This is a genomic window from Nitratireductor sp. PBL-C9 (assembly GCF_050877045.1).
In the GTDB taxonomy this organism is placed as follows: domain Bacteria; phylum Pseudomonadota; class Alphaproteobacteria; order Rhizobiales; family Rhizobiaceae; genus Nitratireductor; species Nitratireductor aquimarinus.
Map to the genome: position 1 here is coordinate 194,234 of NZ_JBPAXW010000009.1, position 15,380 is coordinate 209,613.

The window sequence follows — 15,380 nt, forward strand, 5'->3', positions numbered from 1 at the left end:
TTCAAAAGTCCCTTACTCGTACAGCTCGAAGACCGCTTCGATTTCCACGGTGATGTTGTTTGGCAGCGAGCCTACGCCGAATGCGGAGCGGGCGTGAATGCCGTTTTCTCCAAAAATGTCGGCGAACAGGGTGGAAGCGCCATCGATGACATGCGGGTGCCGCTCGAAATCCGGCGTCGCGTTGACGAGCCCCAGAAGCTTGACGACGCCGCTGATGCGCTCAAGCCCGCCCAGATGATCGCGCAGCGTGGCGAGAATGTTGAGCGCCACGAGCTGCGCGTGTTCGCGGGCGGTGTCTGCGTCCACGTCTGCACCCACCTTGCCGCGCAGCAATGTGCCGTCCGGCAGAACGGGGCCCTGGCCGGAAACATAGGCGAGGCGGCCTGTCTGACGCACATTGCAGAATGCGCCGATGGGCGAGGGAGCGGCGGGCGGCAGCTCGATGCCGAGCGCCGCAAGCCGTGCGGAAGCGGGTTCTTTGAGATCAGGCTGTGGCATAGAGTTCTTCTGTTCGCTTGCAAAAGGAGTGGTGGCCGGGGCCGGTTTCGACGGGTGCGGGAACGCCTTCGGCGCAGATGTCGGCTGCATGCGGACACCGTGTGCGGAAGACGCACCCGGATGGGGGATCGAGCGGGCTTGGAATGTCTCCGCGAAGAATGGTGCGGCTGTGATCGCGCGCCGGGTCGGGCACGGGGATCGCCGAAAGAAGCGCGCGTGTATAGGGGTGGCGGGGATCGCTGTAGAGTGGCCGCGAGGGGCCTTTTTCCACCAGCCGTCCCAGATACATGACGATGATCTGGTCGCAGAGATATTCCACCACCGAAAGATCGTGCGCGATGAAGAGCATGGTGAGGTTGCGGCGCTCGCGCAGGTCGAGCAGCAGGTTCAGCACCTGCGCCTGAATGGAGACGTCGAGCGCCGAAACGCTTTCATCCGCGACGATGAATTCCGGCTCCAGTGCAAGGGCGCGGGCAATGCCGATGCGCTGGCGCTGGCCACCGGAAAACTCGTGCGGAAACTTGTTCATGTGATCGGCCTGAAGGCCGACCTCTTCCAGAAGTGCGGCAGCCTTGTCGCGCCGTGAGGCGCGGTTGCCGATGCCATGGGCGCGCAGGCCCTCGGTGATGATGTCGGCGACGCGCAGGCGTGGATTGAGCGAGGAAACCGGGTCCTGATAGATGATCTGCATGCGCCGGCGCGCATCGCGCAGCTCAGAGGCGCTGAGCGTGTTGAGATCCTGCCCGTCGAAGATGGTCTGGCCTTCGGTCGGTTCGACAAGGCGAAGCAGCGTACGGCCAAGTGTGGTCTTGCCAGAGCCGCTTTCGCCCACCAGACCCGTGATGGAACCGCGCGGTATGTCAAAGCTCGCGTCGCTCACGGCATGGATGGTGCCGCGCGGCGTGACGAAACGCTTGGACAGATTGCGGATCTGCAGAAGCGGTTCAGACATGGGTCACCTCCCGTCCGGCGTGGAAACAGGCAACACGGTGGTTGGGCGCAAAATCGCTGAGCGAAACCGGCTCGCGACAGGCTTCATCCGCCAGTCCGCAGCGCGGTGCGAAGGCGCAGCCTTCCGGCATGGCGTGTAATGGCGGAACCGTTCCGGGAATGGGCACGAGACGCTCGCCCTCCGGCCTGCCGGGCATCGGGATCGAGTGCAGCAGACCGCGCGTGTAAGGGTGGCTTGGCCGGGCGAACAGTTCCGAAGCGCCCGCCTGCTCGACGATGGCGCCGGCATACATGACCGCCACATCGTCGGCCATTTCCGCCACCACGCCCATGTCGTGGGTGATGAACAGGATCGACATGCCGAGTTCTTTTTGCAGGCGGCGCATCAGATCGAGGATCTGCGCCTGAATGGTCACGTCGAGCGCCGTGGTCGGCTCGTCGGCGATCAGCAGGGCGGGGTTGCAGACCATGGCCAGCGCGATCATCACGCGCTGGCGCATGCCGCCGGAAAGCTCGTGCGGATAATTGTCGATGCGGGATCCGGCGGCGGGAATTTCCACCAGCTCCAGCATTTCCAGAACCCGCTGGCGGCGCTGCCTGGCGTCGAGATCCGTGTGCAGGAGCAGCATCTCGCCGATCTGGTCGCCGATGGTGAACAGCGGATTGAGCGAGGACATGGGCTCCTGAAAGATCATGGCGATCTCCGCGCCGCGTCGTGCGCGCATCTCGCTTTTCGATGCTTTCGTGAGGTCCGAGACGCTGCCGTCCACCGCACGATAGTGGATCGCGCCACCCGTCACCGCGCCATTGGGCGGCAGAAGCCCCATAATGGCGAGCGAGGAGACGGATTTGCCCGAGCCGCTTTCGCCCACCAGCGCCAGCGTGCGGCCCGGGTGCAGCGTGAAGCTGACATCGCGCAGCGCCGTCACCGAAGAACGGCGGGCGCGGAAGGCGACCCGCAGATTGCGGACGTCGAGAACGGGTTCGTTCATGCGCTCCTCCTTGCAGCCGGCATGGCCGATGCGCCGATGACCGTGAGGCGCGGCTCGAACCGCTTTTCGAGTGTCAGATGCCCGCCGAGACTGTCGACGGCGTCGATGTTTGCGGCATCCACATCGAAGACCGTGAAATCGGCTTTCTGCCCCGGTGTCGCGCCGCCCGATGCGCCAAGGCCCAGAACGGAGCGGGGGCGTTCGGTCACGCCGGCGATGACCTCGTCGAAGGAAAGGCCGACGGCCAGCAGTTTCGACATGGTGGTGGCGAGGTCATAGACCGGCCCGTTCACATTGCGCAGATGCAGATCGGTGGAGATCGACCAGGGTTTCAGCCCGTTGGCGATGGCCTCGCGCGCGGTGTCGAAGCTGAACGAGGCGACGCCATGGCCGATATCCATGCGCACGCCGCTCCCCGCCAGTTGCTGCGCCTGCGCGAACAGCGCCTTCGTGTCGCGGATCGAGCCGGCCTTCTTGCCGTTGAAGCAGTGGGTGACGATGTCGCCGGGGGTGAGAATGTCGAACACTTCGTCGATCAGCGGTGGCGGTTCGCCGATATGAACCATGAGCGGCAGATCGAGAATTTCCGCGACCCGCTTGGCGATCTTTGCCGGTGTGATGCCCCATGCGCCGGAGATGACGCCGCTCGCCCGCACCTTGATGCCGCAGATGACATCGCGGTTCGCTTCGGCGACGGCCAGCGTGCGGTCCACATCGATGGAGCGCAGGTCGATCAGTTCCGGCACGCGGTTGCAGGCGACAAGCCCGATGGAGCCGATGTTGAGAAAGGCGCGAACCGTCTCCTGCTGCTGCTCGATCACATATTCGCGCAGGCCATGAAATGCGGCTTCGCCGGATGAGCCCGCATCCGCCATGGCGGTAACGCCGGTCTTGCGGCCGGCCTCGGAAGCGCGCACGGAAATATCCGTGCCGCCGTGCCAGACATGCACATGCAAATCGCACCAGCCGGGCGAAAGATATGCGCCTTTGCAGTCGATGGTTTCCGCGCCGGTGATCGGCGTACCGGCCACGAGCCCGTCATCGCCGACGAAGATTTCAGCCGGTGCGTTGTCGAGACCGACAGGACGGAAATTGGTAAGCCTGAGCGCCATGTCTCAAAGATCCTTGCTCAAACGGGGGTCGAGCGCGTCGCGCAGTCCATCGCCGATCAATTGCAGGGAGAGCACTGCGATGGAGATCGCGATGCCCGGGAAGAAGATCAGGAATGCCGCCTGATCGATATATTGCCGGCCCTCATTGATCATCGTGCCCCAGCTCGGCGTTGACGGATCGATGCCGACGCCGAGGAAGGAGAGCCCGGCCTCCGCCAGCATGGCGTAGGCGAAGATGAAGGTTGCCTGCACGATGATGGGCGACAGGATGTTACGCAGCACATGGGTGGTCATGATGAAGAAGGTGGAGGAGCCGAGCGAGACCGCCGCCTCCACATAGGGCAGTTCGCGGATCACCAGCGTTGAGGCGCGCACGATGCGCGCAATGCGCGGCGCGTAGACGATGGAGAGGGCGATCACCACATTGACGATGGAACCGCCGAGGATCGAGACCAGTGCGATGGCCAGAAGAATGTCCGGGAAGGCCATCATCGCATCGACGAGGCGCGACATTGGAGCGTCCAGCCGGCGGAAGAAGCCGGCCATCAGGCCGATCACGATGCCGATGACCGAAGAGACTGCGGCGACGCCAAGCCCGATGGAGAGCGACACGCGGCCCGCATAGAGAAGACGTGAGAACACGTCGCGGCCGAATGCGTCGGCGCCCAGAAGATAATCCGCGCCGGGCGCGGTGAGGCGTGCGCGCACCGACATTTTCGCCGGATCTGCGGGCGCGATGAGCGGGGCGAAGACGCACAGAAGGACCAGCACGACGAAGATGACGAGTGCGATGAGAACGGCGCGCCTTGAGAAGAGGGCGGTGAAGAATTTCGGTTGATCTGCGACAGCGGATGCAGCGGCCATGATGCCTTCTCCCTAGAGCGCCGTGCGTCCATTCGGACGCACAAAGGACGCTCTAACCTATTGAATCTACGCATCTTTCTATCCGGAAATCGTTTCCGTTTTCCGGGCCGATGCGCTAGTACCGAACACGCTTGTCGACGGTCAGATAGAGCAGGTCCGTGACAAGGTTGATGAGCACATAGAGCGACGCGACGACGATGAGCGCGCCCTGAATGACGGGGTAGTCGCGGCGCAGGACCGCGCTGACCACCAGGTTTCCCATGCCGGGAATGTTGAACACGCGCTCGGTGACCACCGCGCCGGAAACCAGAAGCGCGAAGGTGAGGCCGATGACCGTGATGATGGGAATGGCCGCATTCTTCAGCGCGTGGCGCAGCACGACGCGCGGTTCGCCCATGCCCTTGGAGCGGGCGGTGCGGATATAGTCCTCGCCCAGAATGTCGAGCATGGACGCGCGGGTGAAGCGCAGGATCAGCGCGGAATTGACGATGCCGAGCACGATGGAGGGCAGGATCAGATAGCCCATCCGCTCGATGAAGCTGGCGTCCGGCCCGCCATAGCCCGATGCGGGAAAGAGACCGAGATCGGTGGCCAGATAGCGCTGGAACATGAGGCCAGTCCAGAAGCTGGGAATGGAGGCGGCGAGCATGGCCGTGCTGATGGCGCTCTGGTCGAGAAACGAGCCCCGCCGATAGGCCGCGTAGATGCCGATGGGTGTTGCGATGACCAGCGCGAATACGAGAGAGAAAAGCGCGAGGAAGATGGTGGGCTCTGCCCGCGCCGCCAGCACCTGCGTGACCGGCTGGCGGAAGAACAGCGAGGTGCCGAGGTCGCCCTGGGCCGCGTTCACGACGAAGGTGAAATATTGCACCACGATCGGGCGGTCGAGGCCGAGTTCGGTGCGCAGCGCGGCTGTTTCTTCAGGCGTTGCCTCCGGCCCCAGCATCAGGGCGGCGGGATCACCCGGCGCAAGACGAACGATCAGGAAGGCAATCGTCAGTACGAGAAAGATGACGATGAACATTCCCAGGATGCGCTTGAGGATATAGCGCGCCATACGCGTTCTCCGAACTCATATCCAAAAAAGGGGCCGCCGGGAGCGAAGCGGCCCCTGAAGAGTGGCCGTTACTGGACCTGTGCGTTCCAGAAGAAGGGCCACGGAGAAGCCGGCACACCTTCAAGCCCCTTGCGGGTGCCCTGAAGCGCGTTGAATGCGCCGATCTTGATGAAGCCTACATCCTCGAAGACCTGCTTCTGCAGTTCGGCGAAGAGCTCCTTGCGCTTTGCAATGTCGGTCTCGCTGGTGAACGCGTCGAGGATCTTGTCCTTCTCCGGGTTCGACCAGCCAAGGCGGGACGACTTGTCATAGAGCGAGGTGAGCGCCGGCTCGGGCAGGAAGGGCGAATGGGTGATGTAGATGTCCCAGACGGCCGGATCGTCGCGGCGCTGGCCGAGCGTTGCCCAGTCGACCACGTCCATCTGGACTTTGAAGCCTGCCGATTCCAGCGCCATCTTGGCCACTTCGGCCATCTTGAAATGGAACTCATACTGGCGCGAGGTGAGGATGCGCAGCGGGGTGCCGTCATAGCCGGCTTCCTTGAGCAGCTCACCAGCCCTGGCCTGGTCGTTCTGGTTGAACAGTTCGGCCCCGGCTTCGGTGCGCCATGCCCAGCCTTCCGGGTAGAGCGGCCCGTCGGTGATGAAGAAATTGTCGTCGCCAAAGGCGGCAAACAGCATGTCATCGATGGGCAGCGCCGCCTGAACAGCCAGACGGATGTTCTTGTCCGTCAGGAGGCCATCCTTGTGGTTGACGGCGAAGATCGGCCAGCCGAACGGCTTGAGAAGCAGCGGGTCGGCCGTTTCGTTCTCTTCAAGGCGCTTGTAGCTTTCAGCCGGCAGGCCGTCGGCGAAGTCGAACTGGCCGGACAGAAGCCCTTCGACGCGGGTGTTCGGATCGGGAACCGGAATGAAGCGGATTTCATCGGCCAGCTGTTCGCGCTTGCCGGCAGCGCCGTCCGGCGCTTCGTCGCGCGAGGCGTAATCTTCAAAGCGCACGAGCTGGAGATGCTGGTCCGGCATGTGCTCGGCGATCTTGTAGGGGCCGGTGCCAACCACGGTTTCAATCGTGTCGGCGATGATCTCTTCCGGATAGACCGCGGCGGCGGAATTGGAGAAGGCCAGCAGCGACAGGAGCGGCGAATAGGGCTCCTTCATCGTGATGGTGATTTCGTAATCGCCGGTTGCTTCGACGGACGCCACCTTGTCGGCCACGCCCTTGCCGCGTGTGGCCACTTTCAGCCAGCGGTCGAGGGACGCCACGACGTCCTTTGCATCCATGCTGGAGCCGTCATGGAAGGTGACGCCTTCGCGGATGCCGATCTTGTAGGTGAGGCCGTCATCGCTGATTTCCGGCAGTTCGGTCGCCAGAAGCGGGGCGATGTTCCAGCCGGCATCGAACGTATAGAGCGTCTCGACGAAATGCTGGGTGACGATGGAGACCACGTCCTTGGTCGACATCATCGGGTCGAACGTGTCGGCCTCACCGATGATCGCGACGTCCAGCGTCTTGCCCTCGGCAAATGCCTGGCCTGCTGTAAGCGAGAGCGCGCTTCCGGCCAGAAGGGCGGCCAGAGGGGCGCTCAGAAGGGATGATTTCCCAGTGAATTTCCCAGTGAGCTTCAATCTCATTTTCTCCTCCATTATTATGTATTATATTTTACAATAACGGTATATGCGTGCTAAACATCCGTCAAGTCTGCGTGCGCCCTCTGCCCGTTGGGTGCGGGTGCGTGCTAAGGCGGCTGAATGGAAACGGCAGCGGGAGCGTCAGATGAGCGGTGAAGCGAGAAAGCGGGTTGGGGCCATCGACCGGACGCTTCAGATTCTGGACATTCTGACCGAGCGCCAGCAGCCGATGAGTACCTATGATCTGGCGCGCTCCACCGGTGCGCCGGCCTCGACCATCTACAAGATTGTCGATGAGCTTCTGGAGCGCTCCATGCTGTCGCGCAGCGGGGAGAATTCCGTCTGGCTCGGCCCGCGGCTGATGCGCTACGGCCTCACCTATCGTTCACGCATGGATGTGTTCAAGGAAGCCAAGCGCGAGATGGAAGCTTTGGCGGAAGAACTGGGCGAAACCATTCAGATCTGCGCGCGCGACGATGACATGATGACGGTGATCGGCATGTCGCGCGGTGAGGATCACTTCAATGTCGCGTCCGATGTGGGCACGCGTGTGCCGCTCAACTGGACGGCGTCGGGCCGTTTGCTGCTGGGCCATCTCGACGAGGCCGAGCGCGTGCGCATCTTCAGTGAAATCGCGCGGCCCTCCACCACCGGGCGCGCCGAGACCGATGCGGTTCTGCTTGCCGAACAGGCCGGGCGCGAATTCAGCGAGCGGCTCGCAGTCCAGATGAGCGCATCGGAATATGCCGTCGCCTGCATTGCCGCGCCGATCTGTGATGAGACGGGGGCCTGTGTGGCGACGATCTCCATCGTGCTGCCGGAGACCAAGGCGCGCGCCGAAACGCAGCGCCTGTCCGACGCCGTGCGCCAGTCGGCCCGCAACATCGAGACGGCCCTGGGGCGGCGCGCCAGCTAGGCTGAGCGGCCGAATAATCGTTTCCCAGCAAAATTGATTGTTGATTGCCGCAGCAGCGTCTGACGAGCCGCGCATTTATCCGCTAATCACCCGTTGAACTGTTAGCCGGGGCGCGCGTTTTCGCGCTTCCCCGGGCTTGTTGTGACGTGGGCTGAGATTTTCTCGATGGCCGGTCCGGGGCGTCGGGAGACGGAGCAGAAAACGACTTGTATCAATAATTAGAATTTCCCCTCCAGTCTCTGGTGCGCGTCGCTCTTCTATGCGTGTTGCAGAAATTAGTCGGCGTCATGTAATGCTCGATGAATATTCTGGTGTGTCTGTTTCTGTTGTGGCGGTCTACTTTTAATGTGCTGAATTCTTTTGAGAATTTTTCTCGCTTTTCATGACCTCCCAAAACGCTTTGGAAAATCCTGTGATGATCCGCGTCGCATTCACGACAGGCGCTGCCTTCCCGGCGTCGCTGGACAAGGTGTCTAAATTTTGAGAATATGCGTTGAAACGTCGCATTTTTATGCGTCTAATCGGTTCAGTTACCTCTGAAAGGTCTCAGATTGATAACAACCTCTGGTCTGACGAAGAGCTTCGATCTTGATGGTGGAAGCATCCTCGCACTGGCGCCTCTCGATCACCGGATTGAAAAGGGTGCATTTGTCTCCATCGTCGGGCCGTCCGGCTGTGGCAAGTCCACTTTCCTTCGTCTGATCGCGGGGCTGGAAGACGCTTCCGGCGGCACGATCGAACTCGATACGGGTTCGGCCAAACGCCCGGTCGGTTTCGTGTTTCAGGACGCCGTTCTGCTGCCGTGGAAGACCGTTCGCGACAACATCCGCTTTCCGCTCGACACCGCCGGTGTGCGCCGCGACGAGGGCAACCGGATCGTCAGTGAACTGATCGAACTGGTGGGGCTCTCCGGCTTTGAGGACGCGCTGCCCAAACAGCTTTCCGGCGGCATGCGCCAGCGTGCGGCCATTGCCCGGGCGCTGTCCGACGATCCGCCGATCCTTCTGATGGACGAGCCGTTCTCCGCCGTGGACCTTCTGACCCGCGAAACGCTGAACGACGAATTGCTGCGCATCTGGCAGCGCACGGGCAAGACCATTCTTCTGGTCACGCACAGCGTTGAAGAGGCGGCTTATCTCGGCAGCGAGGTCATGGTCATGTCGCCGCGTCCCGGTCGACTGAAGAAGACCTACACGGTGGATCTGCCGCATCCGCGCGGCGAGGCCACCAAGCTTGATCCCGCTTATCATCAGCTGGTCGCGGAACTGCGCCAGGACATGCGGGAAACGGAATGATGAGCCGCTTTCGTCCCGTTTTCGAATATGGTGTGGCGCTGGCGCTGCTGACCGTGGCCTGGTGGTACGCCAGCGGGCCGATGGGCATTCCCAAATATCTCCTGCCGTCGCCGCAAAGCACGGTTTCGACGCTCTGGGATTCGCTTCTGAGCGGCGAACTGTGGCCGCATCTCTGGTTCACCGTGCGCAACATCCTTCTGGGGCTCGGCATTGGCAGCGTGGCGGGCATCGCCGTCGCCTACCTGCTCTACAAGATGCCCCGGCTTTCGACCTTTCTGGATGGCCCTCTGGTCGTCTTCCAGACCGCGCCGAAGATTGCGCTTGCGCCGCTGTTCGTCGTCTGGTTCGGCCTTGGCCTCACGGCCAAGATCGTGCTCATCGTCTCGCTGGTTTTCTTCCCGGTTCTGATGGGCGCGCTTGCCGGCTTCCGCAGCATCGACAGCCGCATGCACGACCTTGCGAAGCTTCTGAAGCTGAACCCGTTCTCCCTGTTCTGGCGCATCGATCTGATGGCGGCGCTTCCGGGCATTTTCGTCGGTCTCAAGATCGGCGCGGTGCAGGCGCTCGTCGGCGCGATCCTTGCCGAGTGGATCTCCGGCAGCGACGGCCTCGGCTATCTGATGACCTTCGCCTCCGCCACCTACAAGACGCCGCTGCTGTTTGGCGCGGTGCTTCTGACTTCGCTTTTGGGCATCGCCCTTCACGGGCTTCTCGGTGTGATCGAGGGGCGTCTCTTGTCATGGAAGGTGCAGGATGGCCGATAGTTCAAAACCCACCGCACGCCTGCCATTTTCCGGCGGTCGTCCGCCGCATCTTCCCTGTCGGCCGGGCGATGTGGCCGAAGATGTTCTGGTGCCGGGTGATCCCGACCGTGTTGCGCTGCTGCGCGACATGCTCACCGATGTGCAGGATTTCGGCCGCAAGCGCGAGTTTGCGCTTGTAACGGGAACGTTTGAAGGCCGGCGTCTGACCATCTGTTCCAGCGGCATTGGCGGTCCGTCGACCGAGATCGCCATGGTTGAGCTCGCCATGCTGGGCGCAAAGCGTCTCATCCGCATCGGCGGGTGCTCCGCGCTGGTGCCGGAAATTCCAACGGGCGATTACATCGTGCCGCACACGGCGACCGGCCTGACCGGCGTTGCAGCGCTCTATGCCGAACACGGTTACACGCCGGAGGCCGATCCCGCACTCGCGTCTGCGCTGGAAGAAAGTGCTGCGGCGCTGGGGCTTGGCGCGCACCGGGGCATGATCGCCTCGACCGACAGTTATTACCTCGGGCAGGACCGGCCGCTCAGGCTTGATGCGGTCGACAGCCCGGACGCTGGATATCTGGACCGTTTCCTTGCCGAGGGGGCCATCGGAGTGGAAATGGAATCGCAGGTGATCCTGGCCGTTGGCCGGGCTCTTGGCCTCAGGGCGGCCTGCCTCTTGGGTGTGCACGGCAATCGCGCCACCGACAATTGGCTTGTCGATTATGAAAACACGCAGCGAAACCTGCTCCGCATTGCGGGCCGGGCTCTCGCGCATGATGCGTCCCAATAGGAGAGAACAATGAATGTGATGCTGAAAACCGGCGTAGCCACGCTTGCCCTTATTGCTTCGGGTGTTGCTGCACTTGCTGCCGACAAGGTGGTCATGCAGATCGACGGCGCTGCAGTGCCTTTCTATTCGCCGCTTTATGCCGGTGTTGAAAACGGCTTCTTCGCCGATCAGGACATCGAGGTTGAATTCATCTATGCCGGCGCGTCCGACATCCTGACCAACATTGCCGCCGGCAATGTGGATTTCGGCTTCCCGAACGGCGACGCCGTTGTGGCGGCTGCGGCCAACGGCCTGCCGGTGAAAGTGGTTCACACCACCTACCAGCGCGGCATTGGCGCATTGCTGGCAAAGGCTGAAACCGGCATCGAAACCTATGCGGACCTGAAGGGCAAGACGGTCGCCGTCACCTCGCTCGGCTCGCCCAACTACCTGCAGCTTCAGGTCGGCCTCCAGGATGCGGGCCTCTCGCTCGACGACATCAAGCTTGAAGTCGTTTCCACGGGTGCAATCGTTCAGGCGCTGCAGAGCGACCAGGTCGACGCCATCGTGTTCTCCGAGCTGCGCAAGTACAATCTGGAAGGCGCCGGCGTCGATGTCACGATGATCCTGTCCAACGATTTCCTGCCGTCCTTCGGCAATGTCGTTGTCACCTCCAGCCGCCTGCTCGAGGAAAATCCGGATCTCGTGAAGCGCTTCACCAATGCCGTCACCGCATCCTATGAGTGGGTGATCGACGGTCACGTGGACGATGCTCTCGAAATCTCGTTCGAGAAGTACACGCCGACCTGGGCCGACCAGAAGGAGCTTCTCTCCACGGCATTCAAGAACAGCTTCGTCGCCTCCGTCTGGCAGAGCGACCTGACCAGGGAAAAGGGCCTCGGCGCTGCCGATCTCGACGCCTGGCAGGCCAATGCCGACATTCTGGCGAAGTATGAAGTCGTCGACGAAGCGCCGAAGGCTGCCGACTTCGTGGTCGATCCTTCCTCGATCGGCGAATAAGCCATGCTGAAGCGCGGGATCGCGGGCCTGGTTCTCATCGTCGCCCTCTGGGGCGGCGGTGTGTTCCTCTTCAATGTGCCCGATTATCTGTTGCCAAGCCCGGCAGCCGTCATGGAGCGGATGGTGTTTCTCTACAAGAACGCCAATCTTCTGGGGCATGTCTATGTGACATTGATCGAGATCTTCTGGGGCTTCCTGCTCGGCGCTCTGGCCGGTGTCGCGGCCGCATTGCTGTTTGCCCGCTTTCCCGTTGCCGAGCGGATGTCCACGCCGCTCATTCTGCTTCTGCAGACCGCGCCCAAGATCGCCATCGCGCCATTGCTTTTGCTCTGGCTCGGTCTTGGGCCGGCTCCCAAAGTGGTGCTGATCGCCATCGTCACCTTCTTCCCGGTGATGACGGGCATGCTTTCGGGCCTGCGCTTCGTCAACAAATCCTATCTGGATCTGGCGCGCGTGCTGAAGCTCTCGCCCCTGCAGCGCTTCCTGCATATCGAACTGCCTTCGGCGCTGCCGACGCTCTTTGCCGGCGCAACGGTGGCGACCACGCTTGCCATGACGGCTGCCGTGATCGGCGAGCTGATGGGCGCAAATGAGGGCGTGGGCTACCTCCTTTCCTCTGGACAGGAGAACGCCGACACGGCCACAGTGATCGGCATGGTGCTGCTCCTCTCCCTCATGGGCTGGAGCTTTTATGAAATATTCGAAGCGTTGCGGCGTCGTATGGAGGCGCGCTTCGCGGAAGGGTGACGAATGTCTGTGAACGGTCGTGTCTTCCTGTGCGTTCTGGATTCGGTGGGCATAGGCGGCGCACCGGATGCCGAGCGGTTCGGCGATGCCGGTTCCAACACGGTTCTGCACATCGCCGAAGCCTGCGCCGCAGGCCGGGCGGAAGAGGGGCGCTCCGGCGCGCTTCATCTGCCCAATCTTTCCGCGCTTGGCCTTGGAGCCGCGCTCGAACTGGCCTGTGGCCAGTCCGCGCCGGGGCTTTCCGCACCCGAGGCCCATGCTTCCTGGGCCACGCTTCAGGAAGAAAGTGCCGGCAAGGACACCCAGACCGGACACTGGGAGCTGGCAGGCCTGCCGCTCACCAGGGACTGGCACTATTTCCCACACGAAGTTCCGGCCTTTCCGGAAGAGGCGATGGCGCGGCTGCGGCGCGCAGGCGGGCTGGAACGCACGCTTTTCAATGCGCATGGTTCGGGCTCGGATGTGCTGGAGCGCTTTGGCGCGGAGCACATGGAGACCGGCGCGCCGATCGTCTACACCTCGGCTGACAGCGTGGTGCAAATCGCCGCGCATGAGGAGACATTCGGCCTCGAACGGCTGTTACGTCTGTGTGAGGCGGCAGCCGGGATTTTCCATCCGATGAATGTGGGCCGCATCATTGCGCGGCCTTTCGTCGGGGACGCGGAGAGCGGCTTCACCCGCACCGCCAACCGGCGCGATTTCGCCATTCCGCCTCCCGGCGACACGATCTGCGACCGCGTGGTGGCCGCTGGCCGCACCGTGCATGCCGTGGGCAAGATCGGTGATATCTTCGCCGGCAAGGGCATTTCCCGCGTGCTGAAGGGGCCGAACGACGACGCGTTGTTCGACCGGCTTCTGGAGACGGTCGAAAATGCCGCCGATGGCGATCTTGTCTTTGCCAATTTCGTCGAGTTCGACAGTCATTACGGCCATCGCCGCGATGTGGCGGGATATGCGCGGGCGCTGGAGTGGTTTGATCGCCGTCTCGCCGGGCTTCTGCCGAAACTGCGCCCCGGCGACCTGCTCATGCTGACCGCCGATCACGGCAACGACCCGACCTGGACAGGCACGGACCACACGCGCGAGCGGGTTCCGCTGCTTCTCGCCGGCGATGCGAGGCCATGGCAGGGAAGCGCCGGCGTGCTGCCGTTCACGCAGGCTGCGGCGATTGTCGCCGAGCATCTGCAGATCGATCCGGACAACGGGGACTGACGCGCCGCGCCGGGGCCGTACCTCCAGTCCGCATGCAGGCGGATTTAGAGTATTGTTTTTACGCAATTCCGGACGGAAAACCGGTCCCCACTTTTCCTGGAATTGCTCTAGAGGATTGGCCCCACAATCGCGAGTGCGTTCTGCTTGAGCCGCTGGAGCATGCTCCAGCCGCGCACCTCTTCGAGCGTGATTGGCCGGCTCTGGGCGAGATACTCCTCCTGCCGCGCGCGCATTGCGGCGGTGGTCTGCGGGTCGTGCAGCAGGATGTTGTTTTCGTAATTCAGGTCGAAGCTGCGCCGGTCCATATTGGCCGAGCCGATCAGCGTCACGTCTCCATCCACGGTCAGCGACTTCGTATGCAGAAGGCCGGGCTTGAACTCATGCACTTTGACGCCCGCTTCCAGCAGGCTTTCATAATGGCTGCGGCAGGTCGCGCCGACGGCGAAATCGTCGTTGCGGGCGGGGAAGATGATGGTGACATCGACGCCGCGATTGCCGGCGGCGCAGATCGCAGCCTGAAGCGCCTGTGTCGGCACATAATAGGGGGTGGTGATGAACACGCTGCGCCTCGCCGAATAAATCAGGCTCTCGAACATTTCGGGCATGGCGGAGGCGCGGAAGGTCGGGCCGGTCGCCACCACCTGCGCGAAGAAGCCGCCTTTCGGCGCTTCCACGGGCTCTTTCAGAATATCGGTGATGTCGTCGCCGCCATTGCCCATCCAGTCGCTGGCGAACAGGTGCTGGTTCTGGCGCACCACAGGCCCGGTGAAGCGCATGACGGCATCGAACCATGGCGCGAATTTCGCCTTGGGCAGAAATGCGGGATCGGCGCAGTTCTGGCTGCCGCAATAGGTGATGGCGTTGTCGATGACGAGCACTTTGCGGTGATTGCGCAGATCGATGCGGCCATCGAGAATGCGCAGGAAGGGATTGCCCACGGGCAGGGCGGTGCGCGTTTGCACGCCGGCCTCCGAGAGCTTGCGCCAGAGCGGCGTCTTCACCAGGGCGCGTGAGCCGATGTCGTCGACCATGGCGCGGCAGGTGACGCCGCGCGCGGCGGCGCGCATCAGCGCATCGGCGATCTTGTTGCCATTGCCATCATCCAGCCAGATGTAGAAGACGAGGTGCACGTGATCGCGGGCCGCGTCGATATCGGCCACCATCGAATCAATCGCAGCATCCGAATCCTTCATCAGCTTTGCATGGTTGCCGCTGACCGGCTCATAGCCGGAGATGGAGCGCCCGACCCGGAACAGGGCTTCGTCCCATGCTGAAAGCGGTGTCCGGGCTTCTGCGTTCTGCGTCTGGGGGCGCGGCAGGTCGTTGAAGGCGCTGGTCAGCCTCTTGATGCGCTTGCGGCCAACGCTGGTCTGGCCGAGCAGCAGATAGGCGAGTGCTCCGAGATATGGAAGCGTCATGACCACGACGAGCCACGCCATGCGCGATTCCGGCTGTCTGTTGCGGCGCAGCAGGATGTGGAGCGTCGCAGTGGTGACGATGGTGATATGGACAAGGACAGCCAGCATTCTCGAAACCTTCAGCTAAATCACGGTCAGCATGGCATAAG

15 protein-coding genes are annotated in these 15,380 nt (G+C 62.5%); 7 read left to right on the plus strand and 8 right to left on the minus strand.

Translation table 11 applies throughout. From position 1 onward, the window contains the following. Positions 1 to 12: 12 nt before the first annotated feature. The 7 genes from ACRTG1_RS19055 to ACRTG1_RS19085 all read right to left on the minus strand — a co-directional run bounded on the left by ACRTG1_RS19055 (position 13) and on the right by ACRTG1_RS19085 (position 7,105). Complete coding sequence (locus tag ACRTG1_RS19055) at positions 13 to 498, minus strand: RidA family protein (RefSeq protein WP_113153191.1); 486 nt, start codon at positions 496 to 498, stop codon at positions 13 to 15. Then, positions 485 to 1,450, minus strand: a complete 966-nt coding sequence (locus ACRTG1_RS19060) for an ABC transporter ATP-binding protein (protein ID WP_113153190.1) — start codon at positions 1,448 to 1,450, stop codon at positions 485 to 487. The genes ACRTG1_RS19055 and ACRTG1_RS19060 overlap by 14 nt, the downstream gene beginning before the upstream one ends. After that, positions 1,443 to 2,441 (minus strand): ABC transporter ATP-binding protein, encoded by a 999-nt coding sequence (locus tag ACRTG1_RS19065; RefSeq protein ID WP_432516842.1) that lies wholly within the window; start codon positions 2,439 to 2,441, stop codon positions 1,443 to 1,445. Before ACRTG1_RS19065 ends, ACRTG1_RS19060 begins: the two co-directional genes overlap by 8 nt. Then, a complete protein-coding gene (locus ACRTG1_RS19070; protein ID WP_297562234.1) occupies positions 2,438 to 3,553 on the minus strand; it encodes an amidohydrolase/deacetylase family metallohydrolase in 1,116 nt (371 codons plus the stop codon). The genes ACRTG1_RS19065 and ACRTG1_RS19070 overlap by 4 nt, the downstream gene beginning before the upstream one ends. A 3-nt stretch (positions 3,554 to 3,556) precedes the next feature. Beyond that, on the minus strand, positions 3,557 to 4,417 hold the full coding sequence (locus ACRTG1_RS19075; RefSeq protein WP_432516843.1) for an ABC transporter permease: 861 nt from the start codon (positions 4,415 to 4,417) through the stop codon (positions 3,557 to 3,559). 115 nt (positions 4,418 to 4,532) lie between these two features. Next, complete coding sequence (locus ACRTG1_RS19080; protein ID WP_206546171.1) at positions 4,533 to 5,474, minus strand: ABC transporter permease; 942 nt, start codon at positions 5,472 to 5,474, stop codon at positions 4,533 to 4,535. Between the two features lie 68 nt (positions 5,475 to 5,542). Further along, positions 5,543 to 7,105 carry an ABC transporter substrate-binding protein gene (locus ACRTG1_RS19085; RefSeq protein ID WP_432516844.1) on the minus strand — a complete coding sequence of 521 codons (1,563 nt, stop codon included), beginning with the start codon at positions 7,103 to 7,105 and terminating at the stop codon, positions 5,543 to 5,545. A 142-nt stretch (positions 7,106 to 7,247) separates the two neighbouring features. Here ACRTG1_RS19085 and ACRTG1_RS19090 point away from each other — a divergent pair, with 142 nt between their 5' ends. From ACRTG1_RS19090 to ACRTG1_RS19120, 7 genes are all read left to right on the plus strand, one after another. After that, positions 7,248 to 8,018, plus strand: coding sequence for an IclR family transcriptional regulator (locus ACRTG1_RS19090; RefSeq protein WP_113153185.1), 771 nt, complete (start codon positions 7,248 to 7,250; stop codon positions 8,016 to 8,018). 551 nt (positions 8,019 to 8,569) lie between these two features. Continuing rightward, positions 8,570 to 9,313, plus strand: a complete 744-nt coding sequence (locus tag ACRTG1_RS19095) for an ABC transporter ATP-binding protein (RefSeq protein ID WP_113153184.1) — start codon at positions 8,570 to 8,572, stop codon at positions 9,311 to 9,313. Then, complete coding sequence (locus tag ACRTG1_RS19100) at positions 9,313 to 10,077, plus strand: ABC transporter permease (RefSeq protein ID WP_224873445.1); 765 nt, start codon at positions 9,313 to 9,315, stop codon at positions 10,075 to 10,077. Before ACRTG1_RS19095 ends, ACRTG1_RS19100 begins: the two co-directional genes overlap by 1 nt. Further along, a complete protein-coding gene (locus ACRTG1_RS19105; protein ID WP_317089393.1) occupies positions 10,067 to 10,855 on the plus strand; it encodes a nucleoside phosphorylase in 789 nt (262 codons plus the stop codon). Before ACRTG1_RS19100 ends, ACRTG1_RS19105 begins: the two co-directional genes overlap by 11 nt. A 9-nt stretch (positions 10,856 to 10,864) precedes the next feature. Then, positions 10,865 to 11,854, plus strand: a complete 990-nt coding sequence (locus ACRTG1_RS19110) for an ABC transporter substrate-binding protein (RefSeq protein WP_113153182.1) — start codon at positions 10,865 to 10,867, stop codon at positions 11,852 to 11,854. A gap of 3 nt (positions 11,855 to 11,857) precedes the next feature. Next, entirely contained in the window at positions 11,858 to 12,601 is a 744-nt protein-coding gene (locus ACRTG1_RS19115; RefSeq protein WP_113153181.1) for an ABC transporter permease, read from the plus strand. A 3-nt stretch (positions 12,602 to 12,604) separates the two neighbouring features. Beyond that, positions 12,605 to 13,813: a phosphopentomutase gene (locus ACRTG1_RS19120; RefSeq protein WP_432516845.1), complete on the plus strand. Its 1,209-nt coding sequence runs from the start codon at positions 12,605 to 12,607 to the stop codon at positions 13,811 to 13,813. 107 nt (positions 13,814 to 13,920) lie between these two features. On the opposite strand, the gene cls is transcribed toward ACRTG1_RS19120, so the two are convergent. Continuing rightward, positions 13,921 to 15,339, minus strand: a complete 1,419-nt coding sequence (gene cls / locus ACRTG1_RS19125) for a cardiolipin synthase (protein ID WP_432516846.1) — start codon at positions 15,337 to 15,339, stop codon at positions 13,921 to 13,923. Between the last annotated feature and the right edge of the window lie 41 nt (positions 15,340 to 15,380).